The following is a 26713-nucleotide window of genomic DNA, read 5'->3' as shown; positions in this document are numbered from 1 at the left end:
ATGCTACTAAAATCTATTTTAGAAACTATTGTTAACGATAATGTATTGCATTCTAAATGGTTAAATACGCTGTCCTTTATGGAAAATGCAGGCGCAAAAAAGATTTCAGCCTCCGAACATAAGGAAGATGTAAACCTAGTCATATTGAAACATGCAGCTGAAGAGCATCGTCATGCTTACTATCTAAAAAAGCAGCTAGAGAAATTAGAAGGCGGTTTATGCAAGACTTATAAAAGCCATGAATTACTTACGCCAAATTATACGAGATTTTATTTAAACGCTCTGGACATCGCTGTTTGCAGATATTTGAAGCAAGAGTTTGGTCTATCTGGGTTTGACCTGAAGTTCGCAGCTTATTTATTCGTTACGTACGCTATTGAAGTAAGGGCAGATGAACTTTATCCTGTTTATCAGGAGGTTCTAACGCAGGCTAATAGTCGTGTAACCGTTAAATCAATTATCCTGGAAGAGGAGGGGCATCTGGAAGAAATGTTAAATCAATTGAAAGCCTTTTCAACAGATTGGGAACATCATGCGGAGATTGTTGTAAAGATTGAGCAAGAAATGTTTAACAATTGGATCAATCAACTGGAAATCGCAATTGGAACCACTTTTTCTGGAGTGATCGCGTAGAAACTGTCCCCTTTTTCAGGCTTCATTATGAAAAGACCTGTAAAGACGCTGAAAGCGGGTAAGATACCACAAGTTTCATTGAAGTAGAAGCAAGGGAATTTAAGTTGTTGTTTTGCCCGACCGAAAATTACTATTCCTGGGTGAATGTGACCACAAAGATTATAGTATTCATCAAATACTTTGGGTTTATTGTGTATAAATCTAAAAGGATGGCAAAGCAATTCCTTGTGGTGCACCTCAATCCCTAGTGCCACATAATCCTGCGTTTTGAGTTCATCATGGTTGCCTTTAACCAGTACTACCCTTATTTCACTGTAAGATTTCCTCCATTCTATAAAAGCATTCGCATCACTATTAATTTTGTTGTGGAACATATCGCCGGTCACAAGCAAAGTGAAAGGTTTGAATTCCTTTACTAGGGCTGTTAGTATTTGAAGATCAGTTTTACCAACTGTGTCAGGCACCTGAATACCCGATTTTCTAAAGTGAGCTGATTTACCAATATGCAGATCGCTGATGATCAACATTTTTTCTCTCTCCCAATAGATTGCTCTTTCTTTACTTAAATACAATCTTTCTCCACGGCAATTAATGAACATTCTTTTTCCTCACACTTTTCTTTTCTGCTTCTGCAGTCATTCTTTCTATTCTCTGGCTCAACTCTTCAGAACTCATATTATCCCTCAAACTATCTACCTTTATTGGAAAGCAAAGCGGTGTATAACTCTCTGCTTTGACTACAATTACTTTACTTTTTTGGATTCTATGTAGTGCAGCTGCTAATCTTGGTTCTTCTATTTGTTGATAAAAAGCTTCGTCATAAGCCTGGCGCAATAATAAGTTATGTTTATCATAATCACTGAAAACGTTGAAAAATAATGCTGCCGACGATTGAAGGTGCTTATTGGCAACATATTTACCAGGATATCCTTGAAAAACAAGCCCCGAAATACAAGCAATGTCCCTAAACTTTCTACGTGCCATCTCCGTAGCGTTGATACTGGCGATGATGTCGTCAGAAAGGTTTTCAGGACTAAACAATTCTTTAATATTGTCTTCATCGAGCGGGAGCGGCTGTTCGCTTAACAACTCGAAACCATAATCGTTCATAGCTATGGAGAAGCTTATAGGTTTTAACCGTCCTAATCTATAGGCGATCAAAGAAGCCATTATTTCGTGAACTTGTCGTCCTTCAAAAGGATAGGCAAAGAGATGATAACCATCCCTTGTATTAATCAATTCAATCAAAAACTCATCACTTTGTGGAACATGGGATACCTTTGCTTGTCGCTCAAAGAGGGGCAAAATGAAATCGAGTTCTTCATCGTCATGCTGCTTGTCGAGCGTCTCGTTGTATTTTTTCCTCAAGATCACACCTAGGTTTGCGCTTAGTGACATTCGTCCACCCATCCAACTCGGACTCATTGCAGTCTTCTGTTTGCTTTTACGAACGAGTACCATCATATCTTTAATCATTGCAAACTCCAAAACGCGCCCGGCAAGCGTAAAGCTGGTTCCGACTTTCATTTTAGCTACAAAGGATTCTTCGACCATACCAACAAATCCGCCACTAATATATTTTACTTTAAGCATCGCATCGCTAACGATTGTACCGATGTGCAACCGGTGGCGCATTGCGATTTGCCTACTTTCCACCTTCCATAAACCATCAATCTTAGTTACCTTACTGAATTCATTATAAGCAGTTAAGCTTTCCCCACCTGTAGTAATGAATCGCATGATCCACGCCCATTCCTCAGGGAGAAGTTCTCGGAACGCATGCGTCTCTTTAACTTCTATATAAATCTTTTCATCATCAAACCCATCTCCAACAGCTAAGGTGACGAGGTATTGTATTAAGGTATCGAACGCCATAACTATGGGATCCCTACTTTCGATATTTTGCGTTCTAGCGGCTTCTTTTATAGCAGCAGCCTCTACCAGTTCAAGCGCATGAGTAGGTAGAAAGTATATTTTTGATGTTTCATATGGAGAGTGACCACTTCTACCAGCTCGTTGTAGAAACCGCGCTACACCTTTTGGTGAACCAATTTGAACTACCGTATCAACTGGTTTAAAGTCTACGCCTAAATCGAGTGAAGAAGTGCTAACAACCGCCTTCAAAATGCCAGAATGAATAGAGTCTTCAATCCAGTTTCTTAGCTCAAAATCAATAGATCCATGGTGAATAGCCAATTGTCCTGCCAAGTTTTCATCCTTTGCCAACAGCGTCTGGTACCATAATTCCGCCTGTCCACGGGTGTTTGTAAAAATAAGTGTTGTTTTGCTTTTATAAATAATTGGCAATAGTTTGTCTGCTAACTTATGCCCCAAGTGACCGGCCCAAGGCAACATATCGATATGGTCTGGCAGAATAGATTTGATGACAATCTTTTTTTCTACATCAGCCTTAACGATTACCTTCAAGACATCTTCATAAGGTACAAGAACATTCAACGCTTGCTCAATATTGCCTATCGTCGCTGATATTCCCCAAATTCGGAGCAGTCTTTCTGGATGTTTTTCCAGCAACAACCCCTTGATCCTGGAAATTGCGAGTTCGGCCATAACCCCTCTTTTACTTCCTAATAATTCATGCCATTCATCAGCTACGATACATTGCAGGTGTTCAAAATAGTTAAATGTACTTTTTTGTGCGAGTAAGAGATGCATGCTTTCCGGGGTGATGATGAGCACTTCGGGCATTTGCTTTTTTTGTTTGAGCTTATCGTTTTGAGAGGTATCTCCGTTACGTACTCCGACTTGCCAGTCGAGTCCCAGTTGCTCACACACTTCACGCATTGCCCTGGAGAGATCTTTGGCAAGCGATCGGAGGGGAGTAATCCAGATTAATTTCAAACCAGTTTGAACCGTTACTTTCTTAGTTGTTAATTTTCCTGGTACTACTTTAGCTTTCGAAGATTCCTGAGTTGAGTTTAATTCATCGATGACAACAGCAAGGAATAAGGAGAAGGTTTTACCGAAACCTGTAGGAGCATTTACCAATCCGCTGTATCCCTCCGCGTAATATTGCCAGGCATCCGTTTGAAACTTAAAGGGCTTTTTACGAGTGGTTTTAAGCCACTTCATAACTTGCTTGTAGCCTTTGCTGGTTTCTATGCCCATGTTAAGAATTCGCTAAAGTTGAAGTCAACAACTGTCTAAGGTCCTCTAACGTGTTGATTTCGTCAGCCTTTTTGTCTTTCCGCCAACGTGCAATTCTGGGAAATCTTAGCGCTAAACCCGCCTTATGCCTTTTACTTTCAGCAATGCCTTCAAAAGCGATCTCGAATACTAATTCCGGCTTAACGGTACGCACAGGGCCAAATTTCTCTATTGCATTCTTTACCACGAATGAGTTGACTTCTTTAATTTCCTTATCAGTAAGGCCTGAATAAGCCTTTGCTATAGTAATCAACTTGTCGCCATCTCTAATTGCAAAAGTGTAATCGGTGAAGAAGTTGGCTCGCCGGCCACTTCCTTTTTGTGCGTAAATCATCACAGTATCGACTGTATATGGGTTGATCTTCCATTTCCACCAATCGCCACGTTTCCTTCCTGCATGATAAAGTGATTCCAGCTTCTTGAGCATTATACCTTCACTGTTAATCTTGCGTGCACCTTGTCTAATCTCCGCTAGTTGCTCCCATCTATCAAAGGAAACTACAGGTGACAGTACGATTATGTCCTTTTTTTCAATCTGGCTAATTATCTTCTCCAAAAGATTTCTACGAAAAGCCATTGTTTGCTCTCGGAGATCCTCTCCCTGATACTCAAGGATATCATACGTGTAAAATCCGATAGGAGCATCATTTAACTGCACTTTGTTGATTGTTTTTCTATTTAAACGCTGTTGTAAAATACTAAAAGCCTGAACATTTCCGTCTTTTACGGAAAGAATTTCGCCATCCAGAACTGTCCCATCCTCTAATTCGTCGACAAGAAAGTGTAGCTCCGGGAATTGTGCCGTTACCAACTCTTCTCCACGGGACCATATAAAAAGCTCGCCATTCCTTTTTACGATTTGCCCCCGGATACCATCCCATTTCCATTCAGCCTGCCATTCATTTGGTTGACCAAGTGAGGATGGTTCCATTTCCAACGCATAAGCGAGGCAAAAGGGATAAGGCCATGAACTATTAGTATTTACGTGAGCGCCACCGACCAGGTCATTATAAGTGATCTCTGTAGGTTCCCATTTACCCATAATACTGTGCATAATTTTATTTGCATCGGTATCACTTTGCTTTGCCAATGCGTTCACAAGCATCTTATTGGATACACCAATCCGGAAGTTTCCAGATATTAATTTATTAAAGATGAAACGCTCTTGCGTTTCAAGACTGTTCCATGCATTTAAAATAAAGGCTTTTTTGTCATCTTCATCTTTGCTATGAAGACCAGCAAGATCGTTGATCCATTCATGCAGTTTGCGATTTGTAAGATGTTCGGCAGGGGGGAGAACGAGTGCAATTGTTTCACTCAAATCTCCTACGCTATGGTAACTTTCAGCGAACAGCCAATCAGGAATCCCACTCAGCTCGGTTGCCCATTGACGAATAAGGCTGGTGTTTACGGGACGCTTTGGTTTTTTGCCGGTAAACATCGCTATAACAAAAGGTTTATCAAGTTCATCTGCTTCATTGAAATAGCTCACCAACGCAGCGATTTTGTCGTTGGTCTTGTTGCTCATTTCCAACTGTTGAATCAGCTCAGTAAACCTTCTCAAGATAAATCCTCCTTCACCGTCGGCTGTTCCTCAATTTTCTCTTCCTCTTCTTCGTTCCCATATTGCGTTTTGACTTCTTCAGAATCTATACCAATTTCGTTTAAATATTTCGAGAAAGTAGCAGTAAAACCATGAGTTACAAAAATTTTTTCTGCTTGAGTAGCCTTAATTGCAGACAAGAGTCCGGGCCAATCTGCATGATCACTTAAGGCGAAACCGGCATCTGCACTCCGCCACCTTCTACTGGCCCGTACCTGCATCCAACCTGAGCAGACACCTGTAGAACCATTTATAAGATTCTTAATCCATCTGCCCTCTGCTAAAGCCGGAGGAACGATTACAATCCCTTTTTGCAAATCCTCCTTTTTCGTATCAGCAGTGATCCTAATGGTTTCTGGCAAATCTACACCTGCACGAATAAATGCTTCATTTAAATTGGCAATTGAGTTATGAACATAAATAGAACTATAACCTTCTAGTCCTTTTAAGAGTCTTTGAGCTTTACCAAGACTGTAAGCAACCAAAACACTTGTCTTGTTTTGGTCGTGGTTATTAGAGATCCATGACTTAATTTGTGAAAATATCAGGTCCTGAGGATGCCATTTATAAATTGGGAGACCAAAAGTACTTTCTGAAACGAATGTGTGACATTTTACTGGTTCAAAGGCTGTACTTATGCCGTCATATTCCACCTTATAATCTCCAGATACAACGCATATTTCACCTTTATATTCTAATCTTATTTGAGAAGAACCAATAACATGCCCGGCAGGAAACAAGCTTAATTTAACTCCATTTATATCTATTTGCTTGTTATATGGCAAGGTTTCGATTTTAAGATCGATTCCCAATCGCTGGTGCAATATTGGTTTTGTAAGATCATGACAGAGATAGGCCTTATTACCCCATTTTACATGATCAGCATGACCGTGAGTAGTAACAGCCAAATCAACAGGCTGCCATGGGTCAATATAAAAATCGCCCTTTTTACAGTAAATTCCTTTGTTGGTAAACCTAAGCAAACTCATTTGTTACGTAACACACCCAAACCTAACAAAGTTTTAACATTCGGCCTAGATGCACTAATGGTTTTCTTTGCTATTTTTGTAAAGACACATATAAACCAAATATCTTGCGAAGTTTCCTCCTTGTAGCTCTGATACTTTTCTCCTTTACATTTTCTTATGGCCAGAATAGATTTACGATAAGTGGCACCGTTTCAGATGAAGCCAGCGGTGAGACCCTAATAGGGGCGACTGTAAAGCTTGATGGTCAAATAGTAACAGGTATCACCACTAATTCTTATGGCTTTTATTCAATTAACATTCCTTCAGGAACGTATAAGATATCGGTTAGTTTCATCGGTTATAAGACTCTGATTCAAAGTATTAAAATTGACAAGAGCGGAAAATTTAATTTCAGTCTTGTAGGCGACAATGAACTTACAGAAGTCGTGATTTCATCTACTAAGGAAGATGATAATGTTAGCAATCCTCAAATGGGTTTGCAGAAAGTTAATGTGAGAGAGATCAGTAATGTTCCGGTACTATTAGGTGAACGTGATGTATTAAAAACACTTCAGCTATTACCTGGAATTAAATCTGCAGGGGAAGGAAATAGTGGATTTTACGTAAGAGGAGGTTCAACGGACCAAAATCTTATTTTATTGGACGAGGCACCGGTATACAATGCTTCTCATTTGCTAGGTTTCTTTTCTACTTTTAATTCAGACGCTATAAAAGATTTAAGTGTTTATAAAGGAGGCATGCCTGCACAATATGGTGGTCGACTTTCTTCAGTTCTGGATATAAGGATGAATGAGGGTAACCGAAAAAACTATGAAATGGAAGGGGGCATAGGCCTAATTTCATCAAGATTAAAAATTGAAGGGCCGCTGGTTAAGGATAAGGGATCTTTCATGATTAGTGCCCGTCGTACTTATTTAGATGCGTTTCTCGCGCTTTCACCTGATAGTGCTATAAATGGCAATACCTTGTTTTTCTATGATTTAAATGCTAAGGCTAATTATCAATTAGATGATAAGAATACTTTTTACCTTTCTGGCTATTTCGGCCGGGATAAGTTAGGGATTTCGAAGTCCTTCGGTTTCAATTGGGGTAATTCGACTTTAACAATGCGTTGGAACCATCTTTATGGCGACAGATTATTTTCAAATACTTCGTTAATCTACAGCAATTATAATTACGTTATTCAAAATAATAACGATGTAAACAACTTTGAGGTCAACTCCTCAATAAGGGATTTTAACATAAAGCAGGACTATGAGTTCAGCATTAGCAACATTAATAATTTGAAGTTCGGGGTGAATGCTATACATCACACAATATCTCCCGGGAAACTAACCTCAAGAGGGAATTCTAGTGTGAACCAAATCACTAATGAAAACAGACAGGGTTTAGAACTTGCAGGTTATATTTCTGATGAATGGGCAATAAGTGATAAGTTCAATATGGTTACTGGACTGAGGTTGAGCTCATTTTCTTTATTAGGTCCTGGAACATTTAAGACATATGATCTGGACGGGATTGCAACTGATACCCTTTTGTATGGCAAAGGTAAGGTGATTCAAACTTACCTTTACCTTGAACCTCGTTTTTCTTTAAGCTATCAATTAGGCTCAATCGGTTCGTTGAAGGCAGCTTATACAAGAAATATTCAGAACATACATCTAATGTCTAATTCCACAACGACATCTCCAACAGATCTTTATATTCTAAACAGTAATAATGTAAAACCAGAGATAGCGGATCAGGTGGCTGGGGGTTACTTTAAGAACTTTTTTGATAACACTTATGAGTTTTCTGTTGAATTGTATTATAAGTGGTTGCAAAATCAGATCGAGTATCGAACAGGAACAGATTTGCGAGGAAATAGTAATGTGGAGGCAGACTTGCTCTATGGCAAGGGCCGAGCTTACGGTATTGAATTCTTTTTGAAGAAAAGATTTGGTAGGTTTAACGGTTGGATAGGATATACGCTCTCGAAAACTGAACGCCAGTTTGATCAACTCAATGGTGCATCATGGTTTTATGCAAAGCAAGATAGAACCCATGATCTTTCTCTAGTAGGAATATTCAAGGCGAGTACACGCTGGAGCTTCTCCTCCGTCTTCGTATATAATACAGGAAATGCTGTGACCTACCCTAGTGGAAAGTATCAGATAAATGGGCGTACGGCATTCTACTATACAGAAAAGAATGGGTACAGGACACCAGCATATCACCGCTTGGATTTTGCTGCAACACTTGAAGGAAAACCTGGAAAAAAACTCCAATCAAGCTGGTCTTTTGGCGTATACAACGTTTACAATCGCCAGAATGCTTTTGCGATTAATTTTAAAGATGACCCAGATGATGCAACGAAGACTCAGGTAGTCCGCACCACGCTATTTGGTATTATACCATCAGTTACCTGGAATTTTAAATTCTAAATTATGAAGAGCACGATAGTAAAACTTATAGTTACTGCAGCGGTTATTGTTACCTCATTATCAAGTTGTGAAAAAGTGATTGATCTGGAGTTAAATAAATCCGAACCAGTTATTGTAGTTTATGGCGAAATAAATGACCAGACTGAAAATCAATATGTAAGGATTTCCAGGACTTACAGCTTCACCGAACCAAATAAATTCAACGAGGTAACCGGTGCGAGAGTTATCGTTACATCGCAGGCAGGCAGTGTTATTAACTATTCTGAAATCACACCTGGAGTGTACCAGAGTTCCAAATTTCGTGGTAGAACAGGTGTTCAATATACGCTTGATGTAACTGTAGACGGAAAAAAATATAGTGCAGTATCTACAATGCCAGAGAAAGTATTTCTCGATTCATTAAATTTCAGAGACGTCTCATTTTTTGGAAATAATTCTACATATCTTATTGCCAACTTCTTAGATCCCTTAGGGATTCAAAATCAATACAGATATGTACTATCTATTAAGAGTAAAGTTGTTGAAGACTTGGTTAGCGAAGATCGTTTTAATGATGGGAATGTAGTCGCCAATACTATATATTATAAATTGAATGACTTAGAACGAGGAGATGCGATAGAACTTGATCTACAGTGTATTGATAGAAATGTATACAAGTATTATTACGCTTTCGGCCAAAATCTAGGTGAAGGAGGACCGCCAGTAGCGCCTGCAAATCCACCCTCAAACATCAGCAATGGTGCGTTAGGAATTTTTAGTGTTCACACTTCTAGCAAAAGGATTGCTAAAGTAATGTAGACTAAATAATTGCTACGCTCCATGTTCTCGTGAAAACCTGCTTTGAAGCTAACTTTATTATTCCCTCTTTGTTTTCCAGGATTTGTTCATGCCCAACTACATCGGCAATTCCGCACCAAGGTTCAAGGCAAACGAAATCGGCATCTCTTGCTGCCCATATTCCGAAGTATGGGAAATTCTTAAATTCGAAGTCAATCCTGTTGCTATTTTTACGGTTACGTAAGCTTATTTTCTCACTTTTTAGTGTTTTGAATACCAGCGCATCATTATAAAATAGGCGATGATCTAGGGCAAGCTTGCCGCCATCTAAAGGTATATTATAAGTGTTATTACTGATTAGATCGTTTTCAATGTCGTGATAATTAAGCATGATATCCTTATCAAACTGTAGATAATAATCAGAATATGCACAACCATTAGACGTATTTATCGCGAAAGCAGGGTGTCCGCCGATTGAAAATAATAGCTCCTTTTCATCGGTATTTGAAACTTCGTAGCTGCAACTCAGAGTGGTATTATCGAGCTTATACCGGATTCCCAGCATAAACTTGAAGGGGTAGGCTACAAGTGTATCAGCTGAGTGTGATAAGACAAATAGCAACTCATCACTATTCTGTATTTCAAGACTAAACTCTTTATCTCTGGCAAAACCGTGTCTGCTAAGTTTATAGCTTCCATCTTTATAGCGGTAAGTATCGTCTTTAAGACTGCCAACAATTGGAAAAAGCACTGGACTAAATTTACCCCAAAACTTAGTATCACCTTCCCAAAGATAATTTTCGCCATTTTTGATATTTATTAATTGCTGCAGTTCCGCACCTTTACTGGAGAATCCAGCCTTTATGCAATCATTTTCTAGGTAAATCATATTAATCTACAGATTGTCTTTTGCTTGTTCTTTAGCGCGCTTCTTAAAAAATCCCCGCAATAAGAAATTACTTTGCAACGCTTCCAAGTCCTCATCTAATTTTTTACTGCTAGTTTCAAGGTTTTTCATGATCGATTTTACCTGACCTGCAGTCTCTTGATCATTGAGTAGCAAACCAACAGCATTGTCTTTTTGATTCAGTTTGGATGAAGCTAAATTTAGATTCTCAGTCAACATTGCTGCAGACCCAGCGGTTTTTTGAAGTTGGTTTACAGAACGCTGAAGTTTCGAGAACACAGCAGTGTCGGTTAATAAGTTGTCAGCGAGACCACCTTTTGTGTTGAGTGTTTTGGTAAATACATCAAGCTCTCTGGCCATCTTACTAGCTGACGATGTAGTGGCTTTCAAATTCGCAACTATAGACTTAAAGTCTTCAGCTACTTGTTGATCTGTCAATAATGAACCAACAGTTCCTTTTCCTTCTACTAAGCCCTTTGCTAATATTTTGAAGTCAGAAGTTACGTCTACCAGGTTTTTGTTGTTTAACTGGAAGGTCTTCATGATGTCATCTGTAGATAAGGTGGTATTGACTTGTAAATGATCCCCATCCTCCACAAATGGGTATTTCGGACTTCCGCCAGTAATTACTATGATTTTATTGCCAATCAGCCCATCAGAGCTGATACTTGCTGTAGCATTCTTATGGATATATTTATGTGCTTCTTCCTCTATACTTAAAAACACCTGAACTTGTGATGTTCCATAAAATTGAATCTTCTTGATGGTGCCAATTTTCACCCCTGAAAACCAGACGTTGTTTCCTGCTTTAAGTCCTTGAATGTCGTTAAAAACGACGTCAACGCTAAAGCTCTTTACGAAAGCCTTTTTCTGGCTGCCTAGGGTAAAGACTCCAACAACAAATATCACTAAGCCTAAAAGTATAAAAGCTCCAACTTTAATTCCACGGCGGTTATTTTTTGCCTGCATGTTTTCTATTGTATAAAATTGTAATCATAAAATGGTTGAACCCTATCGTCAGTTGTGTTAAAAACTTCTTCGAAAGTACCCTTATGTTCGAACTTACCATCAAGCAACATAGCAACTCTATTCCCAACGGCTTTGGCACAGGTAAGATCGTGCGTGATAATAATTGAGCTGGTATGAAAGCGCTCCTGAACCTCGTTAATTAAATTATTAATCTCAAAACACGTGATAGGATCAAGTCCAGCTGTAGGTTCATCATAAAGCATAATTTCCGGTCTAAGAATGAGTGTTCTTGCAATGCCAATTCGTTTTCGTTGTCCACCGGAAAGTTCAGATGGCATTTGGTTGATTGTTTGGGAAAGGCCAACTGCGTCTAGCATTTCCTCAACGGCTATGCTAACCTCTTCTTTTGACAAGTGTTTTTGATTTCTCACTAATGGAAATTCAAGGTTTTCTCTGATTGTCATACTGTCATATAAAGCACTGTTTTGGAACGAAAAGCCAACTTTTAACCTCAATAGCAATAATTCTTTGTAGGATATCTCATCTATAATCTGGTTCAGTACTTTCACCTCACCCTGGTCTGGTGTGAGTAAGCCCACAATAATTTTAATCAATACAGATTTACCTGTTCCTGATTTCCCAAGAACGACCAGATTTTCCCCCTTGTATAAATCAAGATCGACACCTTTTAGAACCTCATAATTACCAAAAGCCTTTACAAGACCTTTTATTTCTATTACTTTCTCAGTTGAAATCGTTTTAGCCTTTTCTTTCATAACTAAGTTCTAAATAGACCAAAAAACTGCACAGAAACTACTTCTTCGATAAATATCAGAAACATTCCAACCACTACAGCAGAATTTGCCGCTTTCCCAACCCCTTCAGTTCCCTTCGAAGAATTGTAACCTTGGTAACAGCCAACCATACCGATTGTGAAACCAAACAAAATAGCCTTTACAGTAGAAGCGGTTATGTCTAAAAAAGTTATTGATTCTAACGCGGATTGAAAAAACGCTTTTGCACTCGTCCCTTCGCTTGTCGACACGTTTAATAACGCACCGAGCATACCAACCATAGCTGTATAGAAAGTTAAAATGGGGATCGTAATTGTGGCAGCTAAAACCCTTGTTGTTACAAGAAATTTAAAAGGATTTGTAGCTGACACTTCCATTGCGTCAATTTGTTCAGTAACTCGCATTGATCCTAACTCGGCTCCTATGCTGGATCCTACCTTGCCAGCGGCAATAAGAGATGTCAGGAGGGGGGCAAGTGTTCTTAATAGCGCGATACCAACTAGGGAGGGTAGCCATGATGTAGCTCCAAATTCCGCGAGAGATGGTCTTGATTGTTTCGTAAAAACTACACCAGTTATAAAACCAGTTAAGGAGATTAAAGCCAGAGATTTGTAACCAATGTCATAACATTGCTTCATAAGTTCTTTGCCCTCATAAGGAGGTAGAAATCCTTCCTTAAAAAAACGGCTGATAAACTGAAAAACGTCATATAAGGTAAGAAACATCCTGCTTAATTTACCTGGTGCTTCTGTATTACTATCCATATATTTGTGTCAAAGTTACTAATTTATCGTTATTCATAATATAAATTATGCAGTTCAAATTGTGCGCCATTATTACTATCTGCCTCCTGGAGGACAATTTTTTTGCAAGAATTGTGTGTAGGTAAGGGCTAGGTGTTCGGACGTTCCTGACCCTTCATTTAATGAATGAGTTCGATTTGGATACGACATCATCTGAAATACTTTTCGATTTTTTATCAACTCATTTATTAGCAGCTCTGCATTTTGATAGTGAACATTATCATCTCCCGTACCATGGACTAAAAGCAAATTACCTTGTAAGTTTTTTGCATAGGTAAGAGGAGAACCTTTAATATAAGCTTCTTTGCTTTGCAAAGGGGAACCCATGTAGCGTTCTTGGTAAACATTATCGTAAGTCAACTGACTGGCAACTGCCGCAACAGCAATTCCAGTTTTGAAGATTTCTGGATATTGAAATAGAAGGTTAAGCGTTGAAGATCCTCCACCGCTCCAGCCCCATACTGCGACTCTGGATTTGTCTACAAAAGACCATTCTAATATTTTCTTCGCTGCCATTGCTTGATCTCTAATATTCAGAGTGCCTATTTTCTGAAAAATACTCTTTCTCCATTCTCTTCCTCTTGGAGCAGGAGTACCTCGGTTGTCGATAGAAACATATATATAGCCGTCTTTTGCCATATCGCCAGCGTAAAGACGATTATTTGCTACACCATAAGTATCCGTAACTGTCTGTCCCCAAGGCTCTCCATATACATAAAAAACTATGGGATATTTTTTGGTTTGATCAAAATTATCAGGCTTTTCCATCCATCCATCTATCACAATACCATCTTCAGTAGTTACTTTAAAAAACTCCACTTTGTTTTTTGGAGGCTTAACTCTTCCAAGTTGATTAGTTAAACTACCCTCCATCGTTAAAGGATTAAGGGTGACAAAGTTCATCCATTCAGCTATAGGAGGGATGTTAGTGTTTTGGTAGGTGTGGCGGGCAAACAGGGCGGATGGAGCAATATCGTAGGAATGTGTTCCAGTGAAAATTGAAGAAGTCACCATCTCTAATTTCCCTCCCCCTGAAAGTTTGGTCTTATACAGATACTTTTGAGTGTAATTGGTTGGAGAAGCCATAAAATATAGATAGCCTGATTTTTCATCGACCAAAGATTTTTCGATGACATCGTAATTACCTTTTGTAATCAGCGTTTGCTTTTTACCATCTTTTGATATCCTGTAATAGTGATTCCATCCATCTTTATCACTAACCCAGAGAAACTCCTTTCCACCATCAAGCCAATTCCATTCCTTAATTGGATCTATCCAGGCTTCGTCAGTTTCTGTCAGGATGTTAGAGACTGAACCATTAGCAATATTTGCTACATAAACTTTACTGATGTTTTGTGCCCGATTAAGTTGTTGTAAAATAACGTCATTCGTCCCAGGGATCCAATCCATCCTAGGAATATAATTCTGAACTGGATCTCCGGGGATTTTCAACCACGTCGTCGATGCAGAAGAAATACTAACTACGCCAATTTTACATGCCGATGGATTCTCTCCAACTTTTGGGTATTCCACAGGAATTACAAATGGATATATAGAATCGGTATTATTAATCATAAGAAAATTTTTCGTCTTACTGGCATCTAACTGCCAATATGCAATAGATTGACCGTCTGGACTCCATCTAAACCCATCCCTGCAGAAAAATTCTTCTTCGTAAACCCAATCGAATGTGCCATTAATTAAATTTTCTGTTCCATCCATTGTAAGCGCCTTTGTTGTTCCGTTGGTCAAATCGTCAATATAAATATTGTGTTTACTCACGTAAGCTACTTTGCTACCATCAGGTGAGAATTTTGCAAACATCAGCGATGCCGTAGGTTTATCTTTACCAATCTTGATGACCTTATTAAGTTTGAGATCCGCAACATAATAATCTCCTCTGGTCTCTTCTCTCCAAACCTTCTTGCTATTCGTAAATACCAGCACCTTGGTGCCGTCTTCTGAAATAGTGAAATCTTTTATAGTTACAAGATTGTTACCAGCACCTTCAAGTAAGGCCCTTGGTACAATTGTCTTACGATCATTTTTGGGAAGCGTTATAGAAATTATTTCACCATTAGTAGACTGGTAATAAGAATTACCATCTTTGGCCCATTTAATTTCCTGCGCTTTTGCACTCCAGGTAAAAAAAGCAGTGAAAATGATTATCAGTTTATATGCTAATTTATTGACTTTCATTTTTATAAGTTTAGAAATGCATCGTAAACAACTTGGAGGTAGGATTTTGCCAATTTTAGCGTAGTAGCAGTCTTAACCTCATCGCCATTCTTATTATTGTATAACACTACTTTTCCTATGTTGTCAAATGTAACACATTGTTGGTTATTGATAAAACCCATTCCATCGTCCCAACTAAAAAATGCGAATGATTTGACATAAGGGTTGAGAAGGTTTTTGCTCCATCTGAATTCTTTGGTGTTTAAGGCTAGCTGTGAGAGTAAAGTTGCCGGCAGATCCGACTGGCTACCAACTCTATCGAACACCCTCCCCTTATACTCATCTTTGATAACATCACCATATAGGAGAAAGGGGATATGGTAACGTTCAGGAACAAAGACATTCGTTCTATTTTTTGGATAAATGTGACCATGATCAGCTATAAAAAGAAATAGCGTATTCTTGTACCACCGTTGTTTTTTTGCCAGTTGTAAATAAGAAATAATGCATGAGTCTGTGTAAAATGCCGTGCTTTTAAATTTCTCTACATTGTTTGCGGTACCAAATTTTGATCTTCCAGGCACAGTAAACGGTTCGTGATTCGTAAGGGATAGAACGGTGGAGAAGAAAGGTTGCTGTGCTGTGTTCATTTCTTTGAGTTGACGTTTGAATACCGCACCGTCAAATTGACCCCAGCTAGTCACTATTCCATCCTCGAAATTATTTCGGTCAGTTAGCTGATGAACATCATGGTTCAGTAAAAAAGCCTTATAATTATCAAACTCCGATTCTCCACCGTAAAAAAATGAATTTTGATAACCAGCCTTGTAAAGAGAGCGGGATATTGAAGGAAGTTTCTCCGTTTTCTCAGGCCATTTGACAATATTAACTGCAGCCAGAGAAGGAAATCCCGCGAGTGTTCCAACAAATCCTTTGTCTGTTCTATTGCCTGTAGAATAAACGTTGCTAAATAATATCCCCTTATTAACCAGAGTATCGAAACCCGGCGTAACATCCTGCATATTTCCTAGCGTGGCAGTCAGATCTGCCGTAAAGCTTTCCATAATAAATAAAACTATGTTAGGACGTTGAGTGGTCAATACACTTATTGTACTATCTTTAGCTACAGCGTAAAGGCCTGAGACAATATCGGTAGCTTCTTTAGCATCTTCATAGATGTATGGATTGGCTTTTGTTTTATTTGATGCAATAAGACTAGATAAAAGGTTCCATTCTGTGTTTACTGATGCCAAGTTTAAGACCTGTGTCTTGGAAAAATAGGCCATGCTCTGGTTTATTGGAGATCCTGAAATTCCACCTCGTATCATCACAAAATTCAATCCTAAAATAACTAAAGCAATGGGTAACTTTATCCAAATGGATTGGTTGGCAAACGTCAATTTTCCAAACACGACAGTTCGCTGGAGAATAAAACCAAGGGCAATAAGTAGCATCAGCACAGCCATAGAAAGACCGATAGGCGATGATGCACTCGATGCAAGCGCCTCATTCGGTGTAGTTGTAGCAACTTCTAACGCTTTTGAATTGATTTTTGAACCCCATTCTCTGAAGATATTGAAATTAGCAACAGAAATAATACTGAACAGAACTACCAGTAAGTTCATGTATCCGCTAAGCCACTTTAATTCAATATTCTTTCTCCCGCTAATCATCGATATAATGTAGGACAGGGCTGGTATAACCAGAATATATCCCACCATAGAAAGGTCCAAGAGTAAGGCATGAAAAAACGTGGAGGTTACCTCGGTAAACGAAACGGAAGAAATCATTTTTGCATTTATTACCAGAAAGATCAATCTATCTAACAAGAAAAAAAGAAGCCAAAATACTATGAACCTCAAAAAGAAAAGCAAACCATTCAGCATATCTATAGACTAATTTGTTCCCTTAAGCATTTTAAACATTTCATCAATTTCCTGAACGGACTTTAGCTCATAGCCTGATGGAATAGTTAATGAAAAGGGCCCAGTCTTCTCTTCCTTAACATTTTTTAGTGTGAGAATATTTTTTACCCCATATTGGATGCTTATATATTTTACTGGCGTGCCTTTGAGCTCAGCAAATTCTGGTAAGATTGCACCTGGAGATAACTGAAGGTCGGGTGCTATCCAAACTTCGTAGTTTTCATTATTGTTATCTTGATAATTATATTTTTCTGCATCATATCCGCCTATTTGTTTTCGTTCTCCAGTAGTCTTAAAATTCTTAAAAATCAAATTGCCGCCCTGTTTTTCAAGATCTTCCTTAGTGAATTTCGTTGCATACAGCTTTTGGAACAAGGGCGCATCTACTAGCAAGATAGCCGATCGCCCGGGACCGTCTACAATCATCTTTAAAGTAGCAAGGCCCATATCTATTTCCATCTTAGATAAACTACCATTAAATTTCACCTTGCTAATCGATGGCAGTTGCGCTGCATCTATTGTTTTCTTTTGATCATCGTTAAGGTCGTATGAAATATCATACGTGAGTGTTCCCTGGTTGATTATCTTTTGCGCTTTTAAAGGTAAAGATCCAGCGGCCATCATCACAGTTAACAATACCAGATTTCTAGCTCTAAATGGGGGAGTTTTTTTAATAATCATTTTTGTTTACCATTTAATATGTTCTTTATTAATAAAAGCAGCAATACCACTTTTAAAATCATCACTATCGCGTACTCTTGCGTTGATATGTACGGCTAGGGACAGGCTTTTCTCTAGAAACGGGTTGGTCGTTTGTCCAATAAGCTGCTTAGTGATCATTAATGAGTTTGAAGATGCAGTCTCACATAGTCGTCTAGCAAAGTTCATAACTTCCTTCTCAATTTCCTTTTTGCTTTTTATAAAGGTGATCAGTCCAAAGTTGAGTGCTTCAGAAGCTGGAAACAACTCTCCACTGAGTAAAATGCGCTTAGCAACTGTCTCACTAGTTTTTCTTAGCAGAAAGCAGGAAACTATCGCGGGTACAAAACCTAAGTTAACCTCTGTATATCCAAATTTGGCCTCTGGTACAGAAAAGATAATGTCGCATACCGTGGCCAACCCACATCCACCCGCTATAGCGTGACCTTCCACTTGGGCGATCACCACTTTAGGGAGATAATAGATCGTAGTAAACAATCGCTTTAAATTCTCAGAGTCCGCTAGGTTTTCTTCGTAGGTATTTTGCTGAAGCTGTTGTAGGTAGGCTAAGTCAGCACCAGCACTAAAGGTCGATCCTAAAGCCTTCAATACTATTAGCTTAACCTCTTCATCTTCAGAAGCTTGTAGGAAATATGCGATAAGTTTTGAAACGACCTCCGGATTTAAGGCATTGCGTTTCTCAGGTCTGTTAAGTATGATCGTTGCGATACGATCCGTAATTGAGTATAAAACAACCTCTTCTATCATGGATTCTTTGTTTTGACCATTAACGAATCAAATATATAGAATGCATGGTAATATCATAGAAATTAAGATTAGTCAATGTTTTTTACTATCGCTTTTTTATAGCCAAGCGTCAATTGTTTTAGTTCGGTTCGACTAATTGAATAGTTGTAAAATTGAATGTTATCACTGTCAATTTTTAAATAAGGTCGTGTAAGAGATAGAAGGTTTTCAGTACATATGATCGTTTTAATATGTTGTTGGTCTAAAAATGGTTGAATGTTTCTCTTAAATAGTTTATCATCAACCTTTAACTGAGTATATAGGATAGCTTCATGGCTTTTGATAAAGGCAACTGCATAATAGCTCCTGATATTGAAAATCACCATTTTTTTTTGGTAATTCTCCTTGAACTTATCGAAGCCTGTCAGCGTTTGTAAGACAAGACATAGTGCTAGACTATATCGCAGTATGGATTTTTTATACAAACTTAACCCAATTAATATTCCTCCTAAAGCCAGCGTTAGTACAAATAATTCCACCTTACTTATCCATATTGAAGACACGCTCGACAAAGGTAGTTCAGCAATATATTTTAATCCTGCATTTGTTAAACTTATCAGCCATTCGAGAATCTCAGCGAGGAAGGTAAGCCTAAATACAAGAATAAGTATTCCTAAATACATAATTCCCGTGACGGGCAATAGAATAAATAGATTGCTCACAAGGAAGTACATCGGGAATTGGTGGAAATAATATATGCTCAAAGGGAAGGTAAAAACTTGGGCAGCAATTGAGATGCTTATAGCTGACCAGATTTTTCTTAAATGAATATTTTTGAGAAAGAACCAGCCTTCTATTATTGGCTGTAACAAAATCAGTCCTAAAACCGCCAGATAGGACAATTGAAATCCAACATCCCAAATAGTATATGGATCATAAACTAAAATTAAGAATGCGGAGAATGCTAGAATGTTATAACCAGCTGAGGAACGATTAATACTTTTGCCAATGATAAACCCCGAAATCATGATTGCCGCTCTAAGTACTGATGGCGATAGTCCAGTAAGCAATGTGTAAGACCATATGAGTAAGAGGATTACAAATGATTTAAACAATCGTGTAAATTTTCGACGATTCAAAAAAGCAAATATCCAGTTCAATAGAATATATATCAAACCCACGTGCATACCCGATACGGATAAAGCGTGGATAGTACCCGTTCTCGCATAATAACTAAGCACATCTTCGTCCAGGTCTGCGCGATATCCGAGGATTAATGTGGAAGCAACGGAATATACATTGTCATCTTCTAAGATTTCTCGAAAGTATCTAACTTGACGGGCTCGAACATTATATGCTAAATTCATTAACACGTTGCCCTTATTTTTTCCAGTCGATAATACTTCCTTTTGAACTAAAAATGCTTGATGGTAGATATGTTGTTCCGCTAGCCAATTTTTATAATTAAACGTTGCAGGATTGGGATTAGCTCTTGTTTCCTTTGCTAGGTTCGGAATAATCAACACATCTCCGTATAAAATCTTAAGAGTTGAATTGGGTTCGAGTTTGATGCTTATTAAAATATTTCCAGTCGTTTTAGTTTCTAATAAGTTCTCGTATCCCATTGCGACCTTTGCTTTGAACATTAGAATATTATTTGTCACTTGCGGCTCCTGATTTACCACAATATTGAGATACTCGAAGTTTTTCTTGTCAAAGTGGTCATCGCGTAGTATTTCACTTTTATAAGTCGTTAGTGCAAAGCCAGACACAAACAACAAAAAATACAATCCGAAAGAGATCAAAGATTTGTAGCGATAGAGTCTGAACCCAGAATAACAAAAATTTAATACACCGAATGAAATAACAAAAAAAATAATTGTCAGATAAATAAATATCGGCGGCAAAATAGCCAATGGTTTAAAGCCGAAAAATAGTATTCCGGTTGTGAAGGGCACAATTGCCCTAACGTAGAAAAACTCAGAATTGGAAACGAAGTTGGACCTTGACATCAGATTTTTTAATACCCTTTATTTCATCCAGACCAGAGCTTATCGATTCTTTTCCTTGATAGACAATCACAGCATATCTGGCCCATAAATCGATTTGTTGAGTAACGCGATACCTGATATTGCTGTAACATTTGAATCCTTTATCCGCATAAGCACCAAAACTCGAACCATAGAGTACATCGTCTTCGTAAGCATAAATCCTACTATTGTACGAAGGGGTGTCAAAATAAGCAATCCTCAAATTGCCAGATACTTTAGACGATGGCAGATGATAATTGAAATCACTATAGATTAGTTTCCCAACCTCTTGAGTTACATTTCCCTTTTTATAAATGGAAATCTCTATCCGCTGCTGCAAATCTATACTCTTGTTTAATCTCCAATCTATCGCTACTCTTACACTTCCTTTTAAAACATTTCTAAGTTCCTGAGTTTTATCTGATGCATCAGGATTTTGTTGTTTCACTTCACGTTTAAGCCTAAATAATATTTTTAATGTTTTTTTTGGGATATAAACTCCCTGAGCAAGTAGTTCATAACCTTTTGATGCAGAGTCAACTCTAAATTTTAGCCAGGGAAACTTAAAATAATCAAAATAGACAGAGTATACGAAACGCTTGGACGGGGTAAAATTAAGTCCTGCATATGTGCCCTTCTCATTCCTAACATCTGTATTTTCACCAACAGCATTACTAAAAAAATTACTATAGTCGCGGTCATAATTCCTATGCAATAGCACAACTGAAAACTTCGGGGACAAGCTCGCCAATAGTCCATTTATAATTGCCCAACCACCATTTACGCTATACGCAACCTCACCATAGGAGTAAATATTCTTAAATGTGTAGTTATAATGAAAGCCCGTATTCAGTAGATTTTTTCCTGTAAAAGCATACTTATTATATGCTGAGCTTCCCGTGATAAAATTTTGGTCATATGTGGATTGATAACTTACCAGGCCAAGATTTAGATTGTCAGACAAATACTGTAGTGCGCCTCCAAACACAAGTTGTCCCAAGCTGTTTTGATTTTTAAGCTCTGTTTTCGTCCGATGATATCCGCTGTCATTAATCGTCTGGATGGTGGTAGTACTATCAGGCCACAGTTTTACGCTACCATCTCGTCTCCTATAAGATATAAATGAGGTCAATTCTATGCCTTTCCAAAGAGCCACTATATTGGAAACTCCTCTAAAAAACGAAGCCTCATTTGCAGATGAATATGACCTGAGGCCAACATCTCTCGCCGCAACACTTGTCACATCAGGGCCTTTTCCGAAACCAAAGCCCGACCATAATGTGAGCCCCTGTCCAAACTGTAAGCTATAGTCACCGAAAATGATTTTTTTAAATGGCCCGACTTGATTAATGGTGAGGTTCGCCGAGAAGTGATCAGACAATACTTTGCCCTTAGAAAAATGTTCTCCTGCATCTTTTTCCATGACTAATCCCGCGGCAATCCTGTTGTTGGAAGTGTACTTGTAGCGTAAAAGTATCCTGTCCTGAGACCCAAGATACCTGCTTCCCGGCAAATCTGTAAAGCCTTTGGGAACCTCAATTACCCGCCCGTATCGTAAAATTAGATCATTGGAGCCGTTCCTCCACATATCCTTTAACGATAGTTTATCTGTGGTTCCATTTTTACCTAATGTTACGAACTGTAAAAGCCTTTCAATGGTTACCAAATCAAACCCATCAATACTCTGGAGCTCCGCCAAGTCCAACAATTTACCATTGACTTCTAAATGACGTAGCAAATTGGTAATCTGCAAAGGAGAAAGAAATATAAGCTGTTTCAGATTTTTCGCGGAAGTAGCATTCAAATTGATCTGATGGGAGCGAATATAGTTTAGCCGCTCTGTGAGCTCATACAAATCAATATCTTCAGAGAGGTTTTCTGCAGCGCTTTCGAGAATATCCTTAATAAAGGAATCATCCTGAGCAAATGCGGTGAAAGAAACAAAATGAAAAGCTAAAAGTAGCAAGATAAGTCTGATTGGCATTGATGTGCCAAACCACGGATATTAGCAGTTAGTAAACCAACTTATGCGGATATTATATTTCCTCATTGAGTTTTAAAAGAAAGTCTTTTAATTTCTCTAATGAAGCAATGATGCGCTGATTTTCCTTAACCTCAGCGCCATTATTTTTGAGGTGTTCTTTTGCTCCTTTTAAAGTAAACCCCTTCTCATCCACCAAGTGAAATATCATTTTTAGGCTCTCAATATCTTCAGGGGTAAAAAGTCGGTTTCCCTTTTTATTTTTCTTCGGCTGTAGAACAATGAATTCCTTTTCATAGAACCTGATCTGCGATGCATTGACACCAAACATTTCGGTAACCTCGCCCATAGTGTAATACATCTTGTTGATTTCCCGTTCTTTGTATGGCATAATTTACGTTGATTATTAGACTATTACAGCTTTTATTTAAAGTATCCAAACTTAGATAAAATTGTTTTATTTACAAACAGTTTTATCTAAGTTTGCCATCTAATACACATCATGATGACAGCGAAAGAAATCAGACAGGCCTACTTGAAGTTTTTTGAATCCAAACAGCATCATATTGTTCCCTCAGCGCCAATTGTAGTTAAAAACGATCCAACCCTAATGTTTACTAATGCAGGGATGAACCAATTCAAAGACTTGTTCCTTGGTGAGGCTGCAATAAAATACTCCAGGATAACGGATACACAACGTTGTTTACGCGTTTCTGGTAAGCATAACGACCTGGAAGAAGTTGGTATTGATACCTATCACCATACGATGTTCGAGATGTTGGGTAACTGGAGCTTTGGTGACTATTTCAAAAAGGAGGCAATTGCATGGAGCTGGGAATTGCTAACTGAAGTTTATAATATTCCTGAAGATCAGCTGTACGTTTCTATTTTTGAAGGTGATTCAAAAGAAGGCCTCGAAAGGGATACTGAAGCTTTCGATCTCTGGAAACAATATGTTCCCGAAGACCGCATCATCCTTGGCAACAAGAAAGATAATTTCTGGGAAATGGGCGATACAGGACCATGCGGACCATGCTCTGAAATTCATGTGGATTGTCGGCCATTGAATGAACGTAATGAAATTTCTGGCAAGTCGCTGGTAAATGCAGATCATCCGCAGGTTATAGAGATCTGGAATAATGTATTCATGCAATTCAACCGATTAAAGGATGGGTCATTGCAGCCATTACCTGCACGGCATGTAGACACTGGAATGGGCTTTGAAAGATTAGTTCGTGTGTTGCAAAAAAAATCATCAAATTACGATACAGACGTTTTCCAGCCATTAATCGAATTTATAGCTCAGCATTCGGACATAAAATACGGCGCCGAGGAAAAAACTGATATCGCAATGCGAGTTATGGCGGATCACATACGTGCCATATCATTTGTGATTGCCGATGGACAACTTCCATCAAATAATAAGGCCGGATACGTTATAAGAAGGATCTTACGCCGTGCAGTTCGTTACGCCTATACTTTTCTTAATTTAAAGGATCCGTTTATGCATAGGTTAGTACCAGTGCTGGCAGATCAGTTTAAAGACGTATTCCAAGATCTAAGCCTACAACAGGATTTTGTTCAGAAGGTCGTACTGGAAGAAGAGGTTTCCTTTTTAAGGACCTTATCTACCGGTATTCAGCGATTTGAAAGCTACACTCGCAAACAAGGTGAGCATCTTATGCTTGAAAATGCAATTGAGCCGGAGAAAGGCTTTGCCGATGCTTGGGTATATAGTATTTTAAAAGACCAAATGATCATCTCAGGAGAATTTGCATTTGAATTACAGGACACATACGGTTTTCCGATTGATTTAACGGAGTTGATGGCAAGGGAACAAAAGTGGATTGTAGATATGGAAGGCTACTCTAAAGAATTACTTAAACAAAAAGAACGCTCTAGAGCTGCTACCGCAATAGATACTGGTGATTGGGTTCTCGTAAATCCAAATTTAGAGGTAGAATTTGTCGGTTATGACGATTTCGAGTGTGAAACGCAAATTATTAAATATCGTAAGGTTACCGCAAAAGGGAAGGAGCAATATCAGTTTGTGCTAAGTAAAACGCCATTCTATGCAGAAAGTGGTGGGCAAGTTGGTGATACAGGGAGATTAGAAGACCATAGCCGCTTGTTTTTTGTAGAAATAAACGATACCAAGAAAGAAAATGGCGTCATTGTCCATTACACGGATACATTACCAGAGGATTTAGATGGTCAATTTTGGGCCGTCATAGATGAATACAAGCGACTATTGTCTCAAGATAATCACACTGCTACACACCTATTACATGCGGCACTTAAGAAAGTTTTAGGTAACCATGTTAACCAGAAAGGGTCATTGGTAAATCCTGACTATTTGCGGTTCGATTTCTCACATTTTGAAAAGATCTCAGAAATAGATCTCTCAAGGATAGAACATATTGTCAACAAAAAAGTGAGAGAAAATATCCCGTTAAAGGAACAGCGTTATGTTCCCTATGATCAAGCAATTTCAAGCGGAGTTACAGCACTTTTTGGAGAAAAATATGGTGATCTGGTAAGGATTATCACATTTGACGACCATTATTCTAAGGAATTATGTGGCGGAACTCACGTGCAGGCGACAGGTCAGATAGGATATTTCAAGATCATATCAGAGAGTGGTGTTGCTGCAGGGGTGAGGCGTATTGAAGCAATTACTGCGGATAAAGCTGAAGACTTTATGCTATCTCAAAATAAAGAATTGGCAGAACTAAGGATGTTATTGAAAGGTAGCAAAAATCTTAAAGTTGCAGTTTCAATATTAATAGAAGAAAATAGCAAATTAAAAAAGGAAGCAGAAAAAGCCTTGGTGGAGCATTCCTCCAACTTAAAGCATGAGATTGCTCAGCACAAGAGAACAATAAATGGGATAAATGTTATCGCAAGGCATGTAGACTTACCAAATGCAGATGCTGTGAAAAATCTTGCATTTGCTGTCAAAGATCTCGTAGATGACTTACTTCTGGTTTTCACGACAATAATTGATGATAAACCAGGAATAACCGTAATGATTTCAGAGCATCTCGTAAAAGAAAGGGGATTGAATGCATCTAACATTGTTCAAGAACTAGCAAAGGATATTCAAGGCGGTGGGGGCGGCCAGCCATTTTATGCGACAGCTGGTGGTAAGAATAAAGATGGTTTGAAAACTCTACTAGAAAAAGTAGAAAAGTTAGTGTAACTATAATTTAGTTAGGCTAACTTTTCTGAACTCAACTTCCGATCCTTCTGCTTGCAAAGCTATTTGGCCCGAAGTTGCTGTACATTTATATCCGTGATTAACAAGTATATTGTTGACCCAAACGATGACCTCATCATTTTTACATTCAACAACCATTTTGTTCCAATCTCCAACTGGCTTTTCTACATTTTGAACTAATCTTTCAATCTTACGTAGCTTGTCGCCATTAATGCCCCATCTTGATTTGTCACCTCTTCTTGATTCCATTTCAGGCACGGTGATATCTTCTTCTATACACCAGAAGTCGCCAGCATTCGTGTGCTCAATTTGGACTTCAATTGACTTTGGAAACATTCCATACAGTGCCCGAGGTGAAGATGCATGAACGAGCAAGCCACAATTTCCTGGTTTGCTGGCAAATCTATATTGTACTTCTATTTTATAGTTGCTAAATACAGAGTCAGTTATCAAATGACCGCCTGGGGTTCCCAAACTTACAAGAAGCCCATTCCTAATAATAAATGGTGATTTTGCACCCTCGTTTTTATCTAGCTCAGGAACATCAATGTGCCATCCATTGAGATTTTTCCCATTAAACAAAGACTTAGTTTGTGCAAAAGTCTCAACCCTTATCGATACAAATGAAATTAGGAAGATAGCGATAAGATAACTTATTCTCATACTATAAATATATAGAATAATCTTTCACTTTTCACTAACAACGACTTACTGTCTCTTCAAGTATGTTACACCAAGTTCCAGATCAGGAACTGGTTTTGTGTTGCGAGTACTTGGTTGTGATTTGCTTTCATTCTTTGAACTGCGGTTAAGTATGATCTTAATCCTATGCAGATTTCCTTTTGGAAGAAGTAGTTTGTTGATAAAAGC

General features: G+C 38.4%; 20 protein-coding genes. 4 read left to right on the top strand and 16 right to left on the bottom strand.

What is annotated here, in order from left to right; genetic code table 11:
• Positions 1-633, top strand: a complete 633-nt coding sequence (locus ACHFIZ_RS16320) for a hypothetical protein (protein WP_410887764.1) — start codon at positions 1-3, stop codon at positions 631-633.
• On the opposite strand, the gene pdeM is transcribed toward ACHFIZ_RS16320, so the two are convergent.
• From pdeM to ACHFIZ_RS16300, 4 genes are read right to left on the bottom strand one after another with little or no spacing between them, the layout of a single operon-like run.
• Positions 585-1232, bottom strand: a complete 648-nt coding sequence (gene pdeM, locus ACHFIZ_RS16315) for a ligase-associated DNA damage response endonuclease PdeM (RefSeq protein WP_410887762.1) — start codon at positions 1230-1232, stop codon at positions 585-587. The two genes, ACHFIZ_RS16320 and pdeM, sit on opposite strands and share 49 nt — an antisense overlap.
• Positions 1222-3759: a ligase-associated DNA damage response DEXH box helicase gene (locus tag ACHFIZ_RS16310; protein ID WP_410887760.1), complete on the bottom strand. Its 2538-nt coding sequence runs from the start codon at positions 3757-3759 to the stop codon at positions 1222-1224. Before ACHFIZ_RS16310 ends, pdeM begins: the two co-directional genes overlap by 11 nt.
• Before the next feature lies 1 nt (position 3760).
• On the bottom strand, positions 3761-5362 hold the full coding sequence (locus ACHFIZ_RS16305) for an ATP-dependent DNA ligase (RefSeq protein ID WP_410887758.1): 1602 nt from the start codon (positions 5360-5362) through the stop codon (positions 3761-3763).
• Positions 5359-6390: a ligase-associated DNA damage response exonuclease gene (locus ACHFIZ_RS16300; RefSeq protein ID WP_410887756.1), complete on the bottom strand. Its 1032-nt coding sequence runs from the start codon at positions 6388-6390 to the stop codon at positions 5359-5361. The genes ACHFIZ_RS16305 and ACHFIZ_RS16300 overlap by 4 nt, the downstream gene beginning before the upstream one ends.
• A 104-nt stretch (positions 6391-6494) precedes the next feature.
• On the opposite strand from ACHFIZ_RS16300, the gene ACHFIZ_RS16295 reads away from it, so the two are divergent.
• Together ACHFIZ_RS16295 and ACHFIZ_RS16290 are read left to right on the top strand one after the other, a co-directional pair.
• Positions 6495-8813, top strand: coding sequence for a TonB-dependent receptor (locus ACHFIZ_RS16295; protein WP_410887754.1), 2319 nt, complete (start codon positions 6495-6497; stop codon positions 8811-8813).
• Between the two features lie 3 nt (positions 8814-8816).
• Positions 8817-9611 carry a DUF4249 domain-containing protein gene (locus tag ACHFIZ_RS16290; RefSeq protein WP_410887752.1) on the top strand — a complete coding sequence of 265 codons (795 nt, stop codon included), beginning with the start codon at positions 8817-8819 and terminating at the stop codon, positions 9609-9611.
• A gap of 1 nt (position 9612) precedes the next feature.
• Here the strand turns inward: ACHFIZ_RS16290 and ACHFIZ_RS16285 are convergent, their stop codons facing one another.
• The 11 genes from ACHFIZ_RS16285 to ACHFIZ_RS16235 all read right to left on the bottom strand — a co-directional run bounded on the left by ACHFIZ_RS16285 (position 9613) and on the right by ACHFIZ_RS16235 (position 23014).
• Positions 9613-10479: an aldose 1-epimerase family protein gene (locus ACHFIZ_RS16285; RefSeq protein ID WP_410887750.1), complete on the bottom strand. Its 867-nt coding sequence runs from the start codon at positions 10477-10479 to the stop codon at positions 9613-9615.
• A gap of 6 nt (positions 10480-10485) precedes the next feature.
• A complete protein-coding gene (locus tag ACHFIZ_RS16280; protein WP_410887748.1) occupies positions 10486-11466 on the bottom strand; it encodes an MlaD family protein in 981 nt (326 codons plus the stop codon).
• Between the two features lie 5 nt (positions 11467-11471).
• On the bottom strand, positions 11472-12242 hold the full coding sequence (locus ACHFIZ_RS16275) for an ABC transporter ATP-binding protein (protein ID WP_410887746.1): 771 nt from the start codon (positions 12240-12242) through the stop codon (positions 11472-11474).
• A gap of 2 nt (positions 12243-12244) precedes the next feature.
• Positions 12245-13024, bottom strand: coding sequence for an MlaE family ABC transporter permease (locus ACHFIZ_RS16270; RefSeq protein ID WP_410887744.1), 780 nt, complete (start codon positions 13022-13024; stop codon positions 12245-12247).
• Between the two features lie 75 nt (positions 13025-13099).
• Positions 13100-15262, bottom strand: coding sequence for a S9 family peptidase (locus ACHFIZ_RS16265; RefSeq protein WP_410887742.1), 2163 nt, complete (start codon positions 15260-15262; stop codon positions 13100-13102).
• Positions 15263-15264: 2 nt separating this feature from the next.
• Positions 15265-17031 (bottom strand): LTA synthase family protein, encoded by a 1767-nt coding sequence (locus ACHFIZ_RS16260; RefSeq protein ID WP_410887740.1) that lies wholly within the window; start codon positions 17029-17031, stop codon positions 15265-15267.
• Between the two features lie 105 nt (positions 17032-17136).
• Positions 17137-17847 carry a hypothetical protein gene (locus ACHFIZ_RS16255; protein WP_410887738.1) on the bottom strand — a complete coding sequence of 237 codons (711 nt, stop codon included), beginning with the start codon at positions 17845-17847 and terminating at the stop codon, positions 17137-17139.
• A 6-nt stretch (positions 17848-17853) separates the two neighbouring features.
• On the bottom strand, positions 17854-18633 hold the full coding sequence (locus tag ACHFIZ_RS16250) for an enoyl-CoA hydratase/isomerase family protein (protein ID WP_410887736.1): 780 nt from the start codon (positions 18631-18633) through the stop codon (positions 17854-17856).
• Between the two features lie 68 nt (positions 18634-18701).
• Positions 18702-20624, bottom strand: a complete 1923-nt coding sequence (locus ACHFIZ_RS16245; protein ID WP_410887734.1) for a ComEC/Rec2 family competence protein — start codon at positions 20622-20624, stop codon at positions 18702-18704.
• Complete coding sequence (locus tag ACHFIZ_RS16240) at positions 20593-22626, bottom strand: helix-hairpin-helix domain-containing protein (RefSeq protein WP_410887732.1); 2034 nt, start codon at positions 22624-22626, stop codon at positions 20593-20595. The genes ACHFIZ_RS16245 and ACHFIZ_RS16240 overlap by 32 nt, the downstream gene beginning before the upstream one ends.
• Positions 22627-22678: 52 nt before the next feature.
• A complete protein-coding gene (locus ACHFIZ_RS16235) occupies positions 22679-23014 on the bottom strand; it encodes a MerR family transcriptional regulator (protein ID WP_410887730.1) in 336 nt (111 codons plus the stop codon).
• Between the two features lie 114 nt (positions 23015-23128).
• On the opposite strand from ACHFIZ_RS16235, the gene alaS reads away from it, so the two are divergent.
• Positions 23129-25825, top strand: coding sequence for an alanine--tRNA ligase (gene alaS, locus ACHFIZ_RS16230; RefSeq protein WP_410887827.1), 2697 nt, complete (start codon positions 23129-23131; stop codon positions 25823-25825).
• Here alaS and ACHFIZ_RS16225 read toward each other — a convergent pair whose 3' ends face one another.
• Positions 25826-26506, bottom strand: a complete 681-nt coding sequence (locus ACHFIZ_RS16225) for a DUF1080 domain-containing protein (protein ID WP_410887728.1) — start codon at positions 26504-26506, stop codon at positions 25826-25828.
• Between the last annotated feature and the right edge of the window lie 207 nt (positions 26507-26713).

It is taken from the genome of Pedobacter sp. JCM 36344, assembly GCF_046546555.1.
Taxonomy (GTDB): domain Bacteria; phylum Bacteroidota; class Bacteroidia; order Sphingobacteriales; family Sphingobacteriaceae; genus Pedobacter.
Note: the sequence above shows the minus strand (reverse complement) of the source record. Positions and strands in the feature narration are given on the sequence as shown.